The organism is Pseudonocardia sp. Cha107L01 (assembly GCF_052566575.1).
Map to the genome: position 1 here is coordinate 1,117,933 of NZ_CP199579.1, position 19,805 is coordinate 1,137,737.

The window sequence follows — 19,805 nt, forward strand, 5'->3', positions numbered from 1 at the left end:
CCCGCGGGCCGGTATTAGGCGTTGGGTATGGAGTCACCGAAAGGCTCGACAGAGTGTCATGATTACACGGCTGTCACGTGGGCACTGGAGGATGAAACGATGAGCGACGTGGCGGCGCACGGGCGGGCGGAAGAGGACCGCGACGTCGAGCCGGGGACTTTGCTGGTGGCGACGCCGGGCTTGTCCGACCCGAACTTCCGGCGAACCGTGGTCTATGTGATCGAACACCGCGGCGAGGGCACCCTGGGTGTCGTGCTGAACAGGCCGAGCGACGTCTCGGTGCAGGAGGTGCTACCCGCATGGGCGCCGCACACCACCCGACCGAGGGCGGTCTTCGTGGGCGGCCCGGTGGACGCCAAGACCGCGCTGTGCCTGGCCGCCTTCCGTCCGGGGCACGACCCGGCGACGATCGGCGGGGTCGTCGCGGTGCGCGGACCAGTGGCACTCGTGGACCTCGACTCGAACCCGGCCGAGCTGGCGCCTCGGCTGCGCGGCCTGCGGGTGTTCGCCGGTTACTCCGGCTGGAACTCCGGTCAGTTGGCCGGTGAGATCGGCCGGGGCGACTGGATCCTGGTGCCGGCTCTGCCGGACGACGTGCTCGCCTCCGGCAGCGGTGACCTGTGGGGGCGGGTGCTGCGCCGCCAGGGCATGCCGCTCGCGCTGCTGTCCACCTTCCCGGCCGACGTAGCGGCCAACTGACCGCTTGACCGAGCTGGTAGTCCCACCCGTTCGAGCAGCTGGTTCACACCAATCGCTTGGCGCGGGTCCGCCTCCGGCGCGCACACTTGGCCGGTGCGCAGTCTGTCCAGGTCATCGCGGGTCCACCGGGGCGCCGCGTTGGCGCTCGCCGGCCTGGCGCTGACCCTGCTCACCGGCTGCGCCCGGTTCAAGCCGTCCGAGGACTACACCGCGCCGGGGGCGGTGCCACCGGGGCCGAACTCGGCCGTGCTGCCGACCGCCTCGTCCACGGCTGGGACGGCCGGGCCCGGTCAGTCGGTCGGCTCGACGCCGAAGGCCACCCCGGCGACCGGGCCGTGGACCCTCGGCCGCCCGATGACGGCGTGGGAGAAGCAGTACCGCGACGAGTGTCAGCGGGGCATCGTGCAGAACGGCTGCAAGTACTTCACCGACCAGTCGCTGGAGCTGCAGGGCGTCAACCCGTTCAGCTGAGCGGGTCAGTTGGACGAGGGCTCGTCCGACGTGACGTCGGAGCTGCTCCCGGCATCCGCGCTCACGGTGTCCTTGGTCACAGCGCGCGCGCCATTGCCAGCACTCGCGGCGTCCGAGCCACCCGAGTCAGCTGAGCCAACCGAGTCGCCTGAGCCAGCCGAGCCACAGCCGTCCACCAGGCTGCACCCGGCGCACACCCCACTGCAGCCGCCGAGGGTGGGCACCGGCACCAGCTTCGCCGCCCTGTCCCCGAGCACCCCGCCGACCGCGGTCAGTACCAGGGCACCGAGCGCGGCGAGCACGATCAGCGTCAGCCGCACCGCGGTCGAGGGCGTGGCCAGTACCGCGAGCCCGCCGAGCACCGCGACCGCGCCGGCGGCCATCGACAGCGGCGCACCGATCTGGTTGCCGACCGCGAAGGTCTCGTCGTCGCGCAGCGTGTTGACCGTGCGCACCCCGGCGAACCGGTTGCGCGGCAGCCGCCGCCGCCAGCCGAGTATCCCGACCACCGCCAGCGCCAGCCCGCCGAGCACGAGCAGCCCGGCGATCACCCCTAATGCCTGACCAGCCACCGGACCAGACTAACCGGACCGGACAAAGCGCCAGGCGCGGCGGGGAACCGATGCGGGCCCCGTCGCGCTCGCGAGCTACCCTGGAGACGTGCTAGCGGCCCGCCTGCTGCTTATCGAGCCGCGCTGAGCGAATTCCACGCCGGCGCGGCCGACCCCTCATGCCTCTCGGCGGAGGGGTTTTTCCATTCTCAGCAGTGCGGATGCAGGCAGGGCGAACCGCGCCGCGGTCGGATCGACACCGACAGCGGCGGCCCGATCAGGAGGACCGGAGACACATGAGTACCGATACCACCGCGTCGAGCGCGGCCGCGACCGCGCGCGAACCGGAGGACGCGCCGCCGTTCCGGTACACCGCCGCGCTGGCCGGTCGGATCGAGCGCCGCTGGCAGGACCACTGGCGCGATCACGGCACCTTCAACGCGCCCAACCCGAGTGGTGAGCTGGGCGACCCGGAGCTGGCCGCCGCGCGGGGCGACAAGGTCTACCTGCTGGACATGTTCCCCTACCCGTCCGGCTCCGGGCTGCACGTGGGCCACCCGCTGGGCTTCATCGGCACCGACGTGCTGGGCCGCTACCTGCGGATGACCCGCCACAACGTGCTGCACACGATGGGCTTCGACGCCTTCGGGCTGCCTGCCGAGCAGTACGCGGTGCAGACCGGCACGCACCCGAGGACCACGACCGAGGCGAACATCGAGCGCTACCGCACCCAGCTGCACCAGCTGGGACTGGCGCACGACGACCGCCGCTCGGTGGCGACCACGGACGTCGAGTTCTACCGCTGGACTCAGTGGATCTTCCTGCAGATCTACAACGCCTGGTACGACACGGACACGAGCCGGGCCCGCCCGATCAGCGAGCTGGAGGCGGAGTTCGCCGCCGGCACCCGGGCGGTTCCGGCCGGTACCGAGCCGTGGGAGCAGCGCTCGCCGGTGCAGCGCCGGCTGCTGATCGACTCGTACCGGCTGACCTACCTGTCCGAGGCGCCGGTCAACTGGTGCCCCGGGCTGGGCACCGTGCTGGCCAACGAGGAGGTCACCCCGGACGGGCGCAGCGAGCGGGGCAACTTCCCGGTGTTCCGCCGCAACCTGAAGCAGTGGATGATGCGGATCACCGCGTACGCGGACCGCCTGGCCGAGGATCTGGACCGGCTGGACTGGCCGGACTCGGTGAAGTCCATGCAGCGCAACTGGATCGGCCGCTCCGAGGGCGCCACCGTGCGCTTCCCGGTCACCGGTGTCGACCAGAGCATCGAGGTCTTCACCACCCGCCCGGACACGCTGTTCGGCGCCACCTACATGGTGCTGGCGCCTGAGCACCCGCTGGTCGATGCGCTGGCCACCGGAGCATGGCCGGACGGCGTCGACGACCGGTGGACCGCCGGCGCGGCCAGCCCGGCCGAGGCGGTGGCCAGCTACCGGGTGGCCGCCGGGCGCAAGTCGGAGCTGGACCGCCAGGAGAACAAGGACAAGACCGGCGTCTTCACCGGCGGCTACGCGACCAACCCGGTGAACGGCGCGGTCATCCCGGTCTTCGTGGCCGACTACGTCCTGATGGGCTACGGCACCGGCGCGATCATGGCGGTGCCCGGCCAGGACCAGCGGGACTGGGACTTCGCGGTGAAGTTCGGGCTGGACATCGTGCGCACCGTGGCGCCTTCCGACGGTTTCGACGGCGAGGCGTACACCGGCGCGGGCCCGGCGATCAACTCGGCGAACGACGAGGTCAGCCTGAACGGCCTGGACGTCGCGGACGCCAAGCGGGTGATCATCGACTGGCTGGCCGGCAAGGGCGCCGGGGAGTCGGTGGTGCAGTACAAGCTGCGCGACTGGCTGTTCTCCCGGCAGCGCTACTGGGGCGAGCCGTTCCCGATCGTGCACGACGAGTACGGCCCGCTGCCGCTGCCGGAGGACCAGCTGCCGGTGGTGCTGCCCGAGATCGACGACTACTCGCCGCGCAGCTACGACCCCGACGCCGCCGACACCCAGCCGGAGCCGCCGCTGTCCCGGGCCACCGAGTGGGTCGAGGTCGACCTGGACCTGGGCCCGGTCGCCGGCTCCGCCACGGGTCAGGGTGTCCGGCACTACCGCCGCGAGACGAACACCATGCCGCAGTGGGCCGGTTCCTGCTGGTACCCGCTGCGCTACCTGGACCCGACGAACAGCAAGACGTTCTGCGACCCGGACGTCGAGCGCTACTGGATGGGCAAGGACCCGGCCCGGCACGGCGCGGCCGACCCGGGCGGCGTGGACCTGTACGTCGGTGGCGTGGAGCACGCGGTGCTGCACCTGCTGTACTCCCGGTTCTGGCACAAGGTGCTGTTCGACCTGGGCTACGTCAGCTCCGAGGAGCCGTTCCGCCGGCTGTTGAACCAGGGCTACATCCAGGCCTACGCCTACACCGACGCGCGCGGCACCTACGTGCCCGCCGAAGAGGTGGTCGAAGCCGAGAGTGCCGGCGGCACCCCTGGTTTCACGTGGAACGGTGCGCCGGTCCGGCGTGAGTACGGGAAGATGGGCAAGTCACTGAAGAACGTGGTGACCCCGGACGAGATGTGCGATCGGTACGGCGCGGACACGTTCCGGCTGTACGAGATGTCCACCGGGCCGATGGACGTCTCCCGCCCGTGGTCGACCCGGGACGTGATCGGCTCGCAGCGGTTCCTGCAGCGGCTGTGGCGCAACCTGGTCGACGAGCAGACCGGGCAGGCCGCCGTGCTGGACGGCGTCGAGCCGGACGAGGACACCCTGCGGCTGCTGCACCGGACCATCGACGGCGTGCACACCGACTACGCGGCACTGCACTACAACACCGCCGCCGCGAAGCTGATCGAGCTGAACAACCACCTGACCAAGGTGCTCAAGCCGGGCTCGGTGCCGCGTCCGGTGGCGGAGTCGCTGGTGCTGATGCTGGCGCCGCTGTGCCCGCACATCGCCGAGGAGCTGTGGTCGGTACTGGGGCACGAGGAGACGCTGGCCTACGCGCCCTTCCCGGTGGCGGACGAGCGGTACCTGGTGGCCGACACCGTGGAGTACCCGATCCAGGTCAACGGCAAGGTCCGGTCCCGGATCACCGTGCCTGCCGACGCGGACCGGGAGGCGGTACAGGCCGCCGCGCTGGCCGACGAGAAGATCGTTGCGCTGGTGGACGGCGGCAGTCCGCGCAAGGTGATCGTGGTGCCCGGCCGGCTGGTCAACATCGTGCTCTGACCCCGCCGTTGCGTGTACCTACGCAGAGCAGCTCTGCGTAGGTATACGCAACACGGCTCTCCGGGCGTCCCCCGGCGTCCACCGGTAAAGCCGGGCGTGGTGTCAGTCCGTCCGGTGCGGCCCCCGGCCCAGGTGTCCCCGGTCGCGGTCGCGGTCGCGCTGGTCCGGGTCCTTGTGGTGATCGCCCTTGATGACCCCGGCCAGGATGGCGACCGCCCAGATCGGCAGCACGATGCCCGGCCAGTAGCTGTGCCAGTCGAACCCGGAGGTCGCGGCCCAGATGCCGTTGGTGATGACCGCGCCGCCGAGCCAGCCCCGCCCCTGCTGGATCAGGTAGGCCCTGGTCCGGCCGGCCGGCTCCGCGCCCCCGGCCGGGACCGGTGAGGCCGTACCCGCGGACCCACTGCCCGCGGACCCACTGCCCGCGGACCCACTGCCCGCGGACCCGCTGCCCGCGGAGCCGCCACCCTCGGCGGGGAGGATCGACGACCCGGGCGCCGCGTCCGGCAGATCGCTGGTGACCTTGGCCAGTTCGCCGTAGGTCAGCGAGCCGTACGCGGCGCCGAGCCGCTCGTCGTACTCCAGCAGGGTCAGTCGGCCCTCGTCCACTGCCTGGCGCAGCCGGTCGGCCACCCGCTGGCGGTCCGAGTCGCTGGCCCGGAGGTGCTCCCTGGCCCGGAGGTGCTCCTCGTGTGGACCGGTACCGCTGGCCACCGCGTCCTCCCCATCACCGCTCTGCGCCTTTGTCGACGCCGAGAGTAAAGGTAGAACGGGCGGTCAGCCGGCCCGATTTTCGGCCTGAGGCCCGAAAGCCCGAGCCCCGAAGCCCGAAGCCCGAAGACCGAGGCCCGAAGCCAGTGCTCAGGTGATCCGGCGGGCGTTGTGGAACGGCATGCGGCTGATCGGGCTGAGCTTCACCACGTCGCCGGTCTGCGGCGCGTTCAGCACCTGGCCGTTGCCCACGTAGATGCCAACGTGGCTCACCGGGCTGTAGAAGAACACCAGGTCGCCGGGCTGCAGGTTGGCCCGGGACACCGGCTGGCCCATGACACTCTGCGCGGAGCTGCTGTGCGGCAGCGAGACGCCGGCCTTCTTGAACGACCACAGCATCAGCCCGGAGCAGTCGAAGCCACCCGGCCTGGCGCCACCCCAGACGTACGGGGTGCCCTTGGCGGTCAGCGCGGCCGCCAGAGCGCGGGACCCCTTCGACGGCGGCGGTGCGATCTTTACCGGCGGAGCGGCCGGGACCGCCGCCACAGCCGGGGCGGCCGCCACAGCCGGGACCGCCGCGGCCGGCGGCCGGGCGGCGGTGAGCGCGGCGTTGAGCAGTGCCGGGTGGTTCGGCCACAGCGGGGTGGCCGCGAGGGCCGCGACGGAGGCGGCCGTGCGGCCTGCCAGTGCGACCGGGATGGCCCCGGGCCCCGGGACCGCCGCGCTGGCCGCTGACAGGGCCGGTACGGCCGCCGGGTGGATCGCGGCGGGGGTGGGCATGGCGTGCAACGGCAGGTGGATGGCCGGGGTGCTCAGGTGGTCCGAGTAACCCAGTCGGCCGACCGAGGTGGGGAAGTCAGCGGAGCCGGCCGCGAACAACGCGGCAACGGTCGCGGTAGCGGCGGTGGCTTTGACCAACGCGCTCGCCCTGAGAGTGGGCTTGGCCGTGGCGGTTGCCCCGGTCCAGAACGCTTCAGGATGGTGCGGCACAGACTCCGAGCTCCTTCGTGGCGCCCGTCGATCGAGTCGCTGCCCCGGCCACCCGGGCCGCAGGTGAGCGGCCGAGAGGCGGTCGAGGCCGACCGGTACCCCCCTGGGTGATGAAAGGGGAGCGTCCGGGCGGGACCGCTGACCCGCTCCGTGCCGCCGCCTGGCGGTAGTTGCGGGTCCGATCGACGGTGGCCCCGCCGTGTCCACCCGGGGTCGGGTGGCGCGTTGCCGTGGGGCCGAACAGAAGTTACGAAGTTTATTGAATAGAAACTATGATGCAGATCACATTTGAACGATATTGTTTCGTGATGGATGTCACTAATCGTTCTCTAATGTTTTCGTTATTCAACCGTTTTCATCGCGGAACCGATCGTTATCTGACCTATATCTGCAGCTCAGGCCTTCGCGATCGGCCGATCAGCCCAACGTATTACTAGCTTATAGAAAGCAAACCGGGGAACTTTCACAATGGAAAGTTCCCCGGTTGATAAGGACATCTGTGCAGGTCAGAGGCTACTCACCGCGAATGAAGGACTCCACCGAGTCACGGGCCACAGAGTCCGAGTACTGCTCCGGCGGGGACTTCATGAAGTAGCTGCTGGCCGATAGCACCGGCCCGCCGATACCCCGGTCCAGGGCGATCTTGGCGGCCCGGACGGCGTCGATGATGATGCCGGCCGAGTTTGGCGAGTCCCAGACCTCCAGCTTGTACTCCAGGTTCAGCGGGACGTCACCGAACGCCCGGCCCTCCAGGCGCACGTAGGCCCACTTGCGATCGTCGAGCCAGGAGACGTAATCCGACGGCCCGATGTGAATGTTGTCCTTGCCGATATCGGAGGACAACTGAGAAGTCACCGACTGTGTCTTGGAGACCTTCTTCGACTCCAGTCGCTCCAGTTCCTTCATGTTCAGGAAGTCCATGTTGCCGCCGACGTTCAGCTGCATGGTGCGGTCCAGCTGGATACCGCGGTCCTCGAACAGCTTGGCCATGACCCGGTGCGTGATGGTTGCCCCCAGCTGCGACTTGATGTCGTCGCCGATGATCGGCAGGCCGGCCGCGCGGAACTTCTCCGCCCATTCCGGGTTGGAGGCGATGAATACCGGGAGTGCGTTCACGAAGGCCACCCCGGCGTCCAGGGCGCACTGCGCGTAGAACTTGTCGGCGTCCTCGCTGCCCACCGGCAGGTACGCGACCAGCACGTCGACCCGGGCCTCGCGCAGCGTGGCGACCACGTCGACCGGCTGCTCGTCGGACTCGGTGATGGTCTCCCGGTAGAACCGGCCCAGCCCGTCCATCGTCGGACCGCGCTGCACAGTGACGCCCAGCGGCGGCACGTCGGCAATCTTGATGGTGTTGTTCTCGGACGCCCCGATGGCCTCGGACAGGTCGCGGCCGACCTTCTTGGCGTCCACGTCGAACGCGGCGACGAAGCGGATGTCCCGGACGTGATAACCGCCGAAGTCGACGTGCATCAGCCCGGGAACCCGGGCGGTCGGGTCGGCGTCCGCGTAGTACTGCACTCCCTGCACCAGCGACGCGGCGCAGTTGCCGACGCCGACAACGGCGACTCGTACCTCGTGGGCGGGTGAGTTCACGGCCGGGTCCTCCTTGTGCGGTTCCTTATAAGTCATGTCAGGTCCTGTGTGGTGTCACGCTGCTCGGCTTGCTCGTGGGCAATCAGCTCGTTGAGCCAGCGGACCTCGCGCTCACTGGCGTCCAGGCCCAGCTGGTGGAGCTCCCGGGTGTATCGGTCGATCTGTTCGCCGGCCCGACCCAGCGTCGAGCGCAGCCCCTCGCGCCGTTCCTCGACCCGGCGTCGCCGACCCTCCAGGATCCGCATCCGGGTCTCGGCCGGCGTGCGGGCGAAGAAGGTCAGGTGGATACCGAAGCTGTCGTCCTCCCAGGTCTGCGGGCCGGCGTCGGCCAACATCTCGGCGAACCGTTCCTTGCCCTCGGCGGTGAGGTGGTACACCCGGCGTCGGCTGCGTCGCGACCAGGAGCCGGTCGGCTCTTCGCCGGGCTCCGCCGTGTCCTCGCTGATCAGCCCGTCGCGGACCAGCCTGCGCAGTGCCGGGTAGAGCGATCCGTAGGAGAAGGCGCGGAACCCGCCCAGCCGGACGCCGAGCTGCTTGCGCAGCTCGTAGCCGTGCATCGGGGCCTCGTAGAGCAGCCCGAGTACCGCGAAATCGAGCAAGCTGCCCTCCTCCGGGTCCGTGGCGCCCGCGGGTCACTCGCGGAACACATTGGCGATGGAGTGCCCCACTGTATCGCTCCGATACATCAGGCGGAGACATGACGTGGTGTGGCTCACCTCCAGCGGTGTTTGCCGCCCTGGTCAGGGCAGGACACCTGCCGTTCGCCCCCGAGTCGGGTACGGCTGCCCGGTTTCGCCGTCCCTGGGAGGCGCGTCAGTGGTCCCGCGTACCCTGGTCGGGTGCGGAGTCCGCGACAGATCGTCGACTATGCGTTGCAACGCCGGTCCTTGCTGGCCGACGTGTACGCCGGTCGTGTCGGCGTGGCCCAGGTCTGTGACGCCAGTCCGTACTTGTTGCGAGCGGCCCGCTTCCACGGTGAACCCTCCGAGGTGACCTGCCCGGTGTGCCGCAAGGAACGGCTCACCGAGGTCTCCTGGGTGTTCGGTGACGGCCTCAAACACGTCTCCGGCTCGGCTCGCACACCCGATGAGCTCGAGCGGATGGCGGCCACCCACCACGACTTCTCCGTCTACGTGGTCGAGGTGTGCCGCACCTGCAACTGGAACCATCTGGTCCAGTCGTATGTACTGGGCACCTCCGAGGCCCCCGGCCCCGGGGCGCGAAGAAGGACCGCCGCCGAGTGACCGGCCCCTACCGCCACTCGGTCGTGCGGCACGACCGAGACCCCGAGCGCCGACAGCGCCGGCCCCGAGCTACCGGTCGCCGCTGAATGGAGTCGACGTGAACGACCAGCGCGATCCCCGAGGTCGGGCCGAGCCGCCGGGCTGGCCCGTGCCCGCGCACGCCGCCCCGCCCGGCCTGCCACCGCAGGTCCCGCCTCCACCGCGGCGTCCGATGGCGCCACGGCGCGGCGCCAGCGTGGGCCCACGCCGCTTCGACCCGGCGCAACCGCCACCTCCCCCCGGCCCCGCCGGGCGGGCGGCCAACCCCGGTATCGAACCGGAGCTGCTGACCCATTTCGACGGCCCGGCCTCGCACGCGGTCGCCGCCGCCGGCCGGGCGCCCGCTCCACCACAGGCACCGCCCTACCGCCGGGGCCGGCCGACCCGGATCGAGCCGAACCCGCCACTGGCCGCGCCGGGCGGCGGCGGCCCGCCGGGCCCGGTACCGCCGCGCCACGGCGGCGCCGGTGGTGGCGGTGGTCACGGTGGCCAGCCCCGCAAAACCGGCTGGGCGCGGTTCCGCAAGCTAACGCTGGTGCTGGCCGCACTGTTCGTACTCGGACCGATCGTGGCCTTCGCCATCGGCTGGCTGATCTTCCCCGCGCCCACCCCGGACGACGTGGCGACCAGCCAGGTGGCCGAGGTGAACTATGCCGACGGCACCGAGCTCGCCAAGATCGTGCCGAGCGGCAACGTGAACCGCATCAAGGTGAACCTGAGCCAGGTGCCCCAGTCGGTGCGGTACTCGGTGATGAGCGCGGAGGACCGTTCCTTCCTGTCCAACCCCGGCTTCGACATCATGGGCCTCGGGCGGGCGGTCTGGAACCAGCTCACCGGCGGCCGGGGCGGCGGCTCGACCATCACCCAGCAGTACATCAAGATCACCACCGGGCAGGACCAGTACTCGCTGTTCCGCAAGTACAAGGAGCTCGTGCTCGCCGCGAAGATCTCCAAGGAATACAGCAAGGACCAGATCCTCGAGGACTACCTCAACACCATCTACCTGGGGCGCGGCGCGTACGGCATCCAGGCCGCCAGCCAGGCCTACTTCGGCGTGAACTCCGACAAGCTGTCCGTCTCCCAGGGCGCACTGCTGGCCGGGATGATCCAGTCGCCGTCACGGTGGGACCCGGCGAAGAACCCGGCCAAGGCCACCGAGCGGTGGAACTTCGTGCTGGACGGCATGGTGACCCAGCACTGGTTGAGCGCCGCCGACCGCGCCAGCGCCCGGTTCCCCACCACGCTCGCGCCCAAGCCGCCGGCCGGCGGCATCCCCACCGACGCGCGCGGGCACATCTACACCCAGATCAAGGCCGAGCTGGAGAGCAAGGGGATCAGTGAGCAGGAGCTCAACCAAGAGGGCCTGAAGATCACCACCACGATCAGCCCGTCGCTGCAGAAGCAGGCGCAGGCGATCTCCGACAAGGTGATGAAGGCGCAGCCGTCCAACCTGCGCACCGCGATGGTCTCGATCGACCCGCGCACCGGCGGCATCCTGGCCTACTACGGCGGTGAGAACGGCGTCGGGCTGGACTATGCCCAGGTGCTCAAGCAGCCGGGTTCGTCGTTCAAGCCGTTCGTGATGGCGGCGGCGCTGGAGAAGAGCCCGCCGGTCGGGCTGGGCACCACGTTCGACGGTTCGTCGCCGCAGACCATCGCCGGCCAGACCGTGTCCAACTCCGACGGCGACAGCTGCGACAGCTGCGACCTGAAGACCGCCATGACGAAGTCGATCAACACGATCTTCTACCAGCTCGCGGTCCAGGTCGGCCCGAGCGCGGTGGTCCAGGCGGCGCACCAGGCCGGCATCCCGGACGAGCTGCTGCCCAACCCCACCGCCGGCATCGCGCTGGGTGACAAGGAGGTGCACCCCGGCGACATGGCCGCGGCGTACAGCACCTTCGCCAACAACGGGGTCTACCATTCCCCGCACATGATCACCAAGGTGGAGACCGCGGACGGCCGGGTGCTCTATGACGGCGGCACCGATCCCGGTGAGCAGCGGATGAACCAGCAGGTGGCGCGCAACGTCACCGAGTCGATGATGAACGTGGCCAGCGGCTCGCTGATCCCGCTGTCCGGTGGCCGCCCGGTGGCCGCCAAGACCGGTACCACGCAGAGCCGCATCGAGGGCCAGAACAACGACGCCTGGACGGTCGGTTACACCCCGTCCATCGCCACCTCGGTCTGGGTCGGCACCGACGACAACTCACCGATCAAGACCTCGGCCGGCCGGCCGATCTACGGCCGGATGGTGCCCGGCACCATCTGGCAGCAGTTCATGAACGCCGCGCTGCGCAACAAGCCGGTCGAGCAGTTCAGCACGTTCGTCCCGCTGGGCACGCCGCCGGACGAGGGCTCGACCGACGCCTCCTCGAGCAACGACCCGAACAGTGACAACAGCGGTGACAACGGAAGCAGCCGCAACGACCTGTTCGGCGGCCAGGATCCGTGTGACTTCGTGGCCTGTGACGACAACGGCGACCCGATCGGCGGCCTGAGTCGGCGTCACAACCGGGGCAACAGCGACAGCAACAGCAGCAGCAACGACGGCAACAACGGCAACAACAACGGCGACTCCGGTAACTCCGGCAACAACTGACCCGAGAGGTCCTGGAGCTGTGCCGAGCGAGCCGCCACCCCCGGCGCGGGTGGTCCCGACCTGGACCGAGCCGGTCGCGGTGGCCGCCAGTGCGGTGATCGGTGGCCCGCTCGGCCGGCACGCGGTCGTCGGCCGGGCCCGGTTCTGGACGCCGCTGCGGGTCGTCCTGCTGGCCGCCGTGCTGGTGCTGTCGATGGGCTGGCTGGTCAAGGCGCCGTGTGTGCAACAGCACCCCGGCCCGACCGGGAAGCTGGCGCTGGACTGGCAGGACGGCCGGCAGTACGTCTCGATGTGCTACAGCGACGTCGTCACGCTCTACTCCGACTACCGGCTGACCGGTACCCAGCTGCCCTACCAGGCGCACTGGAACGACGAACCCGGTACCTCCGCCGACACCGTGCACTACATGGACTACCCGGTGGTCACCGGCTTCTTCCTGTGGGCCACCGCCCGGCTGACCATGCACTACGAGGAGCACGCGGCGTCCGGTGGACTGCCGACCGGGCTTCCCGAGGTGGTGTTCTTCGACCTGGTGGCGGCGTGTTTCGCGGCGCTCTGGCTGGTGGTGGTGTGGGCGGTGCGCCGGCAGCGCCCGCAGCGGCCGTGGGATGCCGTGTTGGTGGCCATCTCACCGCTGGCACTGCTGCACGTGTTCACCGGTACCGACGCGATCGCGGTGGCCGCGGTGGCGGGCGGGCTGTACGCATTCGGTCGCGGCCGCCCGGTGCTGGCCGGGATGCTGCTCGGGGTGGCCACGGCGGCCAAGCTGTATGCGGTCCTGCTGCTGTTCCCCCTCCTGCTGCTGGGCTGGCGGCGCCACCAGGCCGCTCCGGCGCTGCGCGCGTCGGTTGCCGCCGGGCTGACCTGGCTGGTGCTGAACGCGCCGGTCGCGGTGGCGTTCACGCCGGGCTGGTTGGAGTTGTTCCGGACCGGGGTGCGGGGTGCGCCGGAGCCCGACTCGATCTACTTCGTGCTGAGCTACTTCACCGGCTGGCTGGGCTTCGACGGTCAGCAGCAGCCCGGGCAGACCCCGGTGCGGCTGGACCTGGTGGTGCTCGGGCTGTTCCTGGTGTGCTGCGTGGGCATCGGGGTGCTGGTCCGGCGCGCTCCCCAGCCACCCCGGGTGGCCAGCCTGTGTTTCCTGGTGGTGGCCGCCGCGCTGCTGGTCAACAAGTCGTGGAGCCCGCAGTTCTCGCTCTGGCTGGTGCCGCTCGCGGTGCTCGCGCTGCCCCGGTGGCGGCTGCTGCTGGCGTGGATGACGGTGGACGCGCTGGTCTGGGTGCCCCGGATGTTCTACTACCTCGGGGTGGACGACCGCGGTCTGCCGCCGGAGCCGTTCCTGGTGATGGTGCTGCTGCGGGACGCCATGGTGGTGCTGCTCGGCGTGCTGGTGGTCCGTTCGGTGCTGCACCCGGAGACCGACCCGGTCCGGGCGCTGGGTACCGACGACCCGGACTGGCCGGCCCCCGTGCGGCGCGAGCCGGCGGGTCCCGCCCCGGTCGCCGCCGCGCGGTCCTGAGCCGCGCTGGTCCGGCGGTGGCGCGCGGTCCTGAGCACCCGCGGCCTGTTGTTACCGAGCTGCACACCCGGCAGGTTTTTGCGGCCCGCGGCCTGCCTCCTGTGCAGCTCGGTAACAACCTCGGGCGGTCCCGCGCCGAACGAGACTTGACGGTCTAGTCTCGCGCTCAGAAACTAGACGAGACCGTGCAGTCTTACAACCGATAAGCTGCGGCCGTGGCTGAGCAGGTGCGGGACCCGAGGCGTTCACCGGTGAAGCGGCGCGCCATCCTGGACGCCGCCGTCGCGGTGTTCTGCCGGGAGGGCTTCACCCGGACCAGCGTGGACGCGATCGCCGCCGTCGCCGGTGTCGGCAAACAGACCGTGTACGGCCACTTCGGCGACAAGGAGCGGCTGTTCCTGGCCGCCGTGGACGATGCCCGCAACGCGTTCCCCGCGGTCCGCGACGGGCTGGTCACCGACTCCGGCGACCCGCGCGCCGACCTGACCGACGCCGGCGAGGCGATCCTGGACGTGGTGCTCTCGCCCACGGTGTCGGCGCTGCACCGGTTGACCATCGCCGAGCTGCCGCACCACCCGGAGTTGCAGCGGATCTGGCGCGAGGGTGCCGAGCCGACCCTGGACAACGGCATCGCCGCTTACCTGCGCGGCTGTGCCGCCGCCGGCACGCTCGAGGTGACCGACCCGCTGCGCGCGGCCCGCCAGTTCTCCCACCTGCTGATCAGCGAGGCACGGGTGGCCACCGCCTACGGCACCCAACCGCTCGCGTCCGCCCTGCGGCGCAGCATCGCCGCCGGCTGCGCCGACCTGATCGTGCGCGCCTACCGCCCGGACCCGGTGAGTGCGCGGAGCTGAGGTCCCGTGAGTGGCGAATGGTCCCAGGGGACCACTCGCCACTCAAGAGGTCACCAGATGTGGATGCGGTCCTGGGGTGTCCGGAACAGGCTGTCGCCCACGTGCACGTTGAACGCCTGGTAGAAGGCGTCCACGTTGGGCAGCACGCCGTTCGTGCGGAACTGGCCGGGGCTGTGCGGGTCGGTGAGCAGGCTGTCCCGCAGCGACTCGTCGCGCTCCTTGCTGCGCCAGATCTGCGCGTAGCCGAGGAAGAAGCGCTGCGCCCCGGTGAAACCGTCCAGCACCGGGGGCTGCTTGCCGCCAAGGGATGCGACGTAGGCCCGGTTCGCCACGGTCAGTCCGGACAGGTCGGCGATGTTCTCGCCCAGCGTGAGCGCGCCGTTGATGTGGGTCCCGGGCAGCGGCGCGTAGCCGTTGTACTGCGCTACCAGGGCCTGGGTCTTCGCGGTGAAGGCCGCGATGTCCGCCGGTGCCATCCACTCGCGCAGGTTGCCGTCGCCGTCGTAGTGCCGGCCCTGGTCGTCGAACCCGTGGCTGATCTCGTGCCCGATCACCCCGCCGATCCCGCCGTAGTTGACCGCGTCGTCGGCGTTCGCGTTGAAGAACGGCGGCTGCAGGATGGCGGCCGGGAAGACGATCTCGTTCATCGACGGGTTGTAGTAGGCGTTCACCGTCTGCGGGGTCATGAACCACTCGGTCCGGTCCACCGGTTTGCCCAGTTTGTCCAGGTCCCGCTGGTACGCCAGGCGGGCCGCGCGGTCCAGGTTGCCGATCAGGTCGGCCCGGTCGACCCGCAGCAAGCCGTAGTCCTTCCACTTGTCCGGGTAGCCGATCTTCACGGCCAGCTTGGCCAGCTTGTCCTTGGCGGCCACCTTGGTCGGCGGGCTCATCCAGTCCAGGTTGTCGATCGATGTCCGGTACGCGCCGAGGATGTTCTGGACCAGCGTGTCCGCCCGTTGCTTGGCCGCCGGGGTGAAGTACCTGCCCACGTACAGCTGGCCGAGCGCCTCGCCCATCGCGGTGTTCACGCACGTGATCCCGCGCCGCCAGCGCTCCCGGTTCTGCTGTCGGCCGCCGAGTGTGCGGCCCACGAAGTCGAACCGAGCGTCGACGAAGTCCTGGCTCAGGTACGGCGCGTGGTCCCGGATCAGGTTCCAGCGCAGGTACTGCTTCCAGGTGTCCAGTGGCACCGAGGTCAGCAGGCCGCTCAGCGTGCTGAAGTAGCTGGGCTGGCTGATCACCAGGTCCGATTGGGTAATGCCGGCGGCGGCCAGGTAGTCCGCCCAGTCGAGGCCGGTCGAGCGGGTCGCGCTGGTCACGGTGAACTTGTTGTAGCTGGCCACCGCGTCGCGGTTCTGCACGTTCGTCCACTGCGCCCGGGCCAGCTTGGTCTCCAGGGCGAGCACCCGCCCGGCGCTGGCGTCGGCGTCCGGCTGCCCCGCGAGCGTCAGCATCTTGGCCACGTAGGCCCGGTACTTGTCGCGGATCGCGGCCATCTTCGGGTCCGGCGAGAGGTAGTAGTCCCGGTCCGGCATACCGAGGTCGCCCTGGGACGCCTCGGTGACGTAGTGCGTGGCGTCCTTGGCGTCCTGGGTGACGCCGATCGAGATCGGGTCCGAGGCGTTGAAGCGTTCGATGTCGCCGAGGTGGCGGATCAGGTCGATCGGGGTGTTCAGCTGGTCGACGGCGGCGAAGTAGGGCGCCAGCGGGGTCGCCTTCAGCTGGTCCAGCCGGGCGGTGTCCATGAAGCTGGCGTACAGGTCGCCGATCTTGCGCTGGTTCGAGCCGTCCGGTGCGCCGGTGCTCGACTCGGCGCCCTCGATCAGGGTGCGCTGGTCCTCCTCGGCGCGCTGGGACAGCATCGAGAAGGAGCCGTACTCGGACAGGTCCGGCGGGATCTGGGTGTTGCGCAGCCAGGTGCCGTTGGCGAAGGAGTACATGTCGTCCTGCGGGCGCACCGCCTGGTCGTAGCCCGGCAGGTCCAGCCCGGAGACCGGGGCGGTCGGCCCGGAGCCGGGTGACGCCGGCGAGGCGCAGGCCGCCACGGTCGCGGTCGCCGCCACGAGCACCGCGCAGGTGGTGAGCCGTCCACTCCGGTTACCCAGCATCCGCCACCCTTTCGGTCGCACAGGCCGGTGAGTCGGGCACCGACGTCCTACAGTCCGTCACGCCGACAGTCTCTGCGACTACGGACGGTCAGTGCGCCCGGGGTCGGCGGCGGCGGATCACGGCCCGGGTCGGCGGGGCCGGCGGGCGGCGGCGGGCGGCGCGGCCGGACCGGTGGCACAGTGAGCGGGTGTTGACCGAGGAGTCCGTCCGCGCCGCGCTGGCCGGGTTCGACCGCACCACCGAAGACCGTCCGGACCTGCGCGCCGCCGCCGTGGCGATCACCCTGGTCACCACCGGCGGGAGCACGCGCGGCGGCACGGACGGCGGCACGGACGGCGGCACGGACGGCGGCGACGCGGACCGGAGCTCAGACGGCGGCACGGTGCAGGTGCTGCTCACCCGCCGGGCACCGAAGCTGCGCACCCACGCCGGGCAGTGGGCGCTGCCGGGCGGGCGGGTGGACGCCGGCGAGTCGGTGGTGACCGCCGCCCGCCGTGAGCTGGCCGAGGAACTGGGGCTTGAGCTGCCCGAGGCCGCGGTGCTCGGCCGGCTCGACGACTACTCGACCCGGTCCGGGTTCGTCATCTCGCCGGTGGTGCTGTGGGCCGGCCCGGTGCACGCCGGCGGGACCGACCGCCCCGGTGACCGCGCGCTGCATCCCCGCCGGGGCGAGGTGGCCGCGGTCTACGGCATCCCGCTCGACCAGCTGGACGTGGAGCCGATCTTCGTCAGCATCCCGGAGTCGGACGCGCCGGTGATCCGGCTGCCGCTGATGGGCAGGTTCGTGCACGCCCCCACCGGCGCGGTGCTCTACCAGTTCCGCGAGCTGGTGCTACACGGACGCGCCACGCGGGTGGGACACCTCGAGCAGCCGGTCTTTGCCTGGCGCTGAGCCAACCGGGCCGCCGGCCCCGGTACCGGTGCGGAAGGTCGGCTCGGTCTTCAGGAACACTCCGAACAGGGCGACCAGCAGCGCGGCCCGTCCCCACACCCCGACCATCACCGCCTGCGCGGCCAGCCCGTCGAAGATGTCGAAGCCGGCGCCGGACTTGACCACGTAGAAGTAGCGGAAGATGCCCAGCCCGATGGCCACGTCGGCGATCAGGTAGCCCAGCACCCAGCCCCAGCGGATCCGCAGCAGCACGAAGAACGGCACCAGCCAGAGCGCGTACTGCGGCGAGTGCACCTTGTGCAGCAGCAGGAACCCGGCCAGCATCGCCGCGCTGACCTGCACCCACGGGTACGTGCCGGTGTGCCGGTAGCGCCGCCAGCCGAGCCCGACGGCCACCGCGAACGACAGCAGCACCAGCGTCGGGGACAGCCAGTCGACCATCGCCTGGAACGGCGCGTTGCCCGGCTCGGAGTACGGCCGGAACGCCCAGTACCAGACCGAGTTCGTGGTCATGTCGACCTTGCGCAGCTCCTGGAAGGTGAACGAGGCGCGCCAGCCCCGGTAACCCAGCAGCGCGAACGGCAAGTTCACCAGGACCGCCACCCCGGCGCTGGCCGCCACCACCCGCAGCGCGCCGGCCCAGTCCAGCTTCCTGGCCCTGGTCTCGCCGCCGGTCAGCACGTACAGCGCGAGCGGCAGCACGAACGCACCCGGGTACAGCTTCAGGGCGAACCCGAGCCCGAGCAGCACGCCCGCCCAACTGGCCCGGCGCACCAGCTCGTCGCGTCCGGCGGCGGGCCCGGAGCGCCCGTGCAGCACCGCGACCGCGGCCACCGCGCAGGCGACCGCCGGCAGGTCCCAGTTGTGGAACGCGTAGAGCAGCAGCGGCGGCCCGATCGCCCAGATCAGCGCCCGCCACCGGGACAACCCGCCGAGCAACCAGCCCACGAGCAGCCCGAACGGCGCCAGCAGCAGCGCGCTGTCCCGCAGGAACTCGCCGTCGGTGTGCGCACCCAGCGCGCCGGCCCAGATCAGCAGCCCGGTGAGCACCGGGTACTCCACCGTGCCGCCGGTCAGTGAGCCGGTCGGGGTGATCCCGCCGTGCAGGTAGGGGAACAGGTGCTCGTTGATCCCCCGACCCAGCCACAGGTGCTGGATGTCGGTGTAGCAGAGGTCGCGGTCGTGGCGTGCCTCGTAGTCCGGCGCGGAGCGACCGGCCGGGTCGAACTCGGGGCCGACGCAGCGGGTCTTGTTCGCGTAGCTGACCAGCATGGTCAGCGCGGTGAGCAGGACGAGCACCACCAGGGCCCCCCGGCTGACGCGGCCGAGCCGGCGCGCCGCATCGCCGTCGGCGGCGGTCCGGCCGGCCGGCCCGGGGGGGCCTTCGGCGGTCGGGGTCGCCGGCGGGCGGGGCTCGTCGCCAGCTGTCATCCCAGCCGCTCGCGCAGGAACGCGATGTCGGCGGCCTGCCCTTCGGCGGGGGTCTCCACCACGACCGGCGCGCCGGCGGCCGCGCACACCGCGACCAGCTGGTCCGGGTCGATGGTGCCGCCGGCAATGTTGGCGTGCCGGTCCCGCGCGGAGTTGAACTCGTCGCGGGAGTTGTTCAGGTGCACCAGGTCGATCCGGCCGGTGATCGCCTTGGCCCGGTCGACCACGTCGACCAGGTCCTCCCCGCCGGCGAAGGCGTGGCAGGTGTCCAGGCAGAACCCGGCGTCGAACTCGCCGACCGCGTCCCAGAGCCTGGCCAGCGCGTCGAACCGCCTGGCCATCGCGTTGTCGCCGCCGGCGGTGTTCTCGATCAGGATCGGCACCGCGAAGCCGCCCTCGTCGTGCTGGCGGGAGAAGAACTTGCGCCAGTTGTCGACGCCGACACCGGCGTCCTCGCCGACGGTGACGTGGCCGCCGTGTACCACCAGCCCGACCGCGCCGACTCGGGCCGCCCCCTCGGCGTGCTGCTGCACCAGCTTGCGGGACGGGATCCGGATCCGGTTGTTCGTCGATGCCAGATTGATCACGTACGGCGAGTGCACGAAGACCGTCTTGTCGCTGTCGCGCAGTTGCTCGGCCATCGGGTGGGCCGGCGGCTTCTTCCAACCCTGTGGGTCGGAGAGGAAGAACTGGAGGGCGTCCGCGCCGCACTCGTCGGCCGAGCCGAGCGGATCGCTGTCGGATCGAACGTGTGCCCCGATACGCATGGCAGCCAAGCCTACGCAGTCCACCGGGACCGGCGCGGAGTGCCCGGCGGCCCGATTGCTAACCTGTACGTGCAGGCCCCCTCGGCAATTGTCGGTGCCT

The 19,805-nt window shown here is 70.7% G+C and carries 16 protein-coding genes; 8 read left to right on the forward strand and 8 right to left on the reverse strand.

Annotated features, from left to right (window positions below):
• Positions 1 to 99: 99 nt before the first annotated feature.
• On the forward strand, positions 100 to 699 hold the full coding sequence (locus tag ACTXG6_RS05335; RefSeq protein ID WP_445186643.1) for a YqgE/AlgH family protein: 600 nt from the start codon (positions 100 to 102) through the stop codon (positions 697 to 699).
• Between the two features lie 93 nt (positions 700 to 792).
• Positions 793 to 1,170 (forward strand): hypothetical protein, encoded by a 378-nt coding sequence (locus ACTXG6_RS05340; RefSeq protein WP_445186644.1) that lies wholly within the window; start codon positions 793 to 795, stop codon positions 1,168 to 1,170.
• A gap of 5 nt (positions 1,171 to 1,175) precedes the next feature.
• Here ACTXG6_RS05340 and ACTXG6_RS05345 read toward each other — a convergent pair whose 3' ends face one another.
• Entirely contained in the window at positions 1,176 to 1,742 is a 567-nt protein-coding gene (locus tag ACTXG6_RS05345) for an SdpI family protein (protein WP_445186645.1), read from the reverse strand.
• Positions 1,743 to 2,017: 275 nt separating this feature from the next.
• On the opposite strand from ACTXG6_RS05345, the gene leuS reads away from it, so the two are divergent.
• Positions 2,018 to 4,951 carry a leucine--tRNA ligase gene (gene leuS, locus ACTXG6_RS05350; RefSeq protein ID WP_445186646.1) on the forward strand — a complete coding sequence of 978 codons (2,934 nt, stop codon included), beginning with the start codon at positions 2,018 to 2,020 and terminating at the stop codon, positions 4,949 to 4,951.
• Between the two features lie 102 nt (positions 4,952 to 5,053).
• On the opposite strand, the gene ACTXG6_RS05355 is transcribed toward leuS, so the two are convergent.
• The 4 genes from ACTXG6_RS05355 to ACTXG6_RS05370 all read right to left on the reverse strand — a co-directional run bounded on the left by ACTXG6_RS05355 (position 5,054) and on the right by ACTXG6_RS05370 (position 8,847).
• Positions 5,054 to 5,665: a DUF1707 SHOCT-like domain-containing protein gene (locus tag ACTXG6_RS05355; RefSeq protein ID WP_445186647.1), complete on the reverse strand. Its 612-nt coding sequence runs from the start codon at positions 5,663 to 5,665 to the stop codon at positions 5,054 to 5,056.
• 147 nt (positions 5,666 to 5,812) lie between these two features.
• The gene (locus tag ACTXG6_RS05360; RefSeq protein ID WP_445186648.1) at positions 5,813 to 6,652 is read right to left on the reverse strand and encodes a C40 family peptidase; all 840 of its coding nucleotides are present in this window, start codon (positions 6,650 to 6,652) and stop codon (positions 5,813 to 5,815) included.
• A 513-nt stretch (positions 6,653 to 7,165) separates the two neighbouring features.
• Entirely contained in the window at positions 7,166 to 8,284 is a 1,119-nt protein-coding gene (locus tag ACTXG6_RS05365; RefSeq protein WP_445186649.1) for an inositol-3-phosphate synthase, read from the reverse strand.
• Positions 8,281 to 8,847, reverse strand: coding sequence for a PadR family transcriptional regulator (locus ACTXG6_RS05370; RefSeq protein ID WP_445186650.1), 567 nt, complete (start codon positions 8,845 to 8,847; stop codon positions 8,281 to 8,283). Before ACTXG6_RS05370 ends, ACTXG6_RS05365 begins: the two co-directional genes overlap by 4 nt.
• A gap of 240 nt (positions 8,848 to 9,087) precedes the next feature.
• On the opposite strand from ACTXG6_RS05370, the gene ACTXG6_RS05375 reads away from it, so the two are divergent.
• From ACTXG6_RS05375 to ACTXG6_RS05390, 4 genes are all read left to right on the forward strand, one after another.
• Positions 9,088 to 9,492: a DUF5318 domain-containing protein gene (locus tag ACTXG6_RS05375; protein ID WP_445186651.1), complete on the forward strand. Its 405-nt coding sequence runs from the start codon at positions 9,088 to 9,090 to the stop codon at positions 9,490 to 9,492.
• 97 nt (positions 9,493 to 9,589) lie between these two features.
• Complete coding sequence (locus ACTXG6_RS05380) at positions 9,590 to 12,133, forward strand: transglycosylase domain-containing protein (protein ID WP_445186652.1); 2,544 nt, start codon at positions 9,590 to 9,592, stop codon at positions 12,131 to 12,133.
• Positions 12,134 to 12,152: 19 nt separating this feature from the next.
• Positions 12,153 to 13,652, forward strand: coding sequence for a glycosyltransferase family 87 protein (locus ACTXG6_RS05385; RefSeq protein ID WP_445186653.1), 1,500 nt, complete (start codon positions 12,153 to 12,155; stop codon positions 13,650 to 13,652).
• Between the two features lie 215 nt (positions 13,653 to 13,867).
• Positions 13,868 to 14,506, forward strand: coding sequence for a TetR/AcrR family transcriptional regulator (locus ACTXG6_RS05390; protein ID WP_445186654.1), 639 nt, complete (start codon positions 13,868 to 13,870; stop codon positions 14,504 to 14,506).
• A gap of 50 nt (positions 14,507 to 14,556) precedes the next feature.
• Here ACTXG6_RS05390 and ACTXG6_RS05395 read toward each other — a convergent pair whose 3' ends face one another.
• On the reverse strand, positions 14,557 to 16,614 hold the full coding sequence (locus ACTXG6_RS05395; protein ID WP_445186655.1) for a M13 family metallopeptidase: 2,058 nt from the start codon (positions 16,612 to 16,614) through the stop codon (positions 14,557 to 14,559).
• A gap of 188 nt (positions 16,615 to 16,802) precedes the next feature.
• On the opposite strand from ACTXG6_RS05395, the gene ACTXG6_RS05400 reads away from it, so the two are divergent.
• Positions 16,803 to 17,507 carry an NUDIX hydrolase gene (locus ACTXG6_RS05400; RefSeq protein WP_445186656.1) on the forward strand — a complete coding sequence of 235 codons (705 nt, stop codon included), beginning with the start codon at positions 16,803 to 16,805 and terminating at the stop codon, positions 17,505 to 17,507.
• On the opposite strand, the gene ACTXG6_RS05405 is transcribed toward ACTXG6_RS05400, so the two are convergent.
• Positions 17,448 to 18,938 (reverse strand): glycosyltransferase family 87 protein, encoded by a 1,491-nt coding sequence (locus ACTXG6_RS05405; protein WP_445186657.1) that lies wholly within the window; start codon positions 18,936 to 18,938, stop codon positions 17,448 to 17,450. The two genes, ACTXG6_RS05400 and ACTXG6_RS05405, sit on opposite strands and share 60 nt — an antisense overlap.
• Positions 18,935 to 19,705 carry a deoxyribonuclease IV gene (locus ACTXG6_RS05410; RefSeq protein WP_445186658.1) on the reverse strand — a complete coding sequence of 257 codons (771 nt, stop codon included), beginning with the start codon at positions 19,703 to 19,705 and terminating at the stop codon, positions 18,935 to 18,937. The genes ACTXG6_RS05405 and ACTXG6_RS05410 overlap by 4 nt, the downstream gene beginning before the upstream one ends.
• Between the last annotated feature and the right edge of the window lie 100 nt (positions 19,706 to 19,805).

Coding starts and splice junctions, on each gene's coding strand:
- ACTXG6_RS05395 (WP_445186655.1), bottom strand. CDS start 16,614: ATGCTGGGTAACCGGAGTGGACGGCTCACCACCTGCGCGGTGCTCGTG.
- ACTXG6_RS05365 (WP_445186649.1), bottom strand. CDS start 8,284: ATGACTTATAAGGAACCGCACAAGGAGGACCCGGCCGTGAACTCACCC.
- ACTXG6_RS05335 (WP_445186643.1), top strand. CDS start 100: ATGAGCGACGTGGCGGCGCACGGGCGGGCGGAAGAGGACCGCGACGTC.
- ACTXG6_RS05410 (WP_445186658.1), bottom strand. CDS start 19,705: ATGCGTATCGGGGCACACGTTCGATCCGACAGCGATCCGCTCGGCTCG.
- ACTXG6_RS05405 (WP_445186657.1), bottom strand. CDS start 18,938: ATGACAGCTGGCGACGAGCCCCGCCCGCCGGCGACCCCGACCGCCGAA.
- leuS (WP_445186646.1), top strand. CDS start 2,018: ATGAGTACCGATACCACCGCGTCGAGCGCGGCCGCGACCGCGCGCGAA.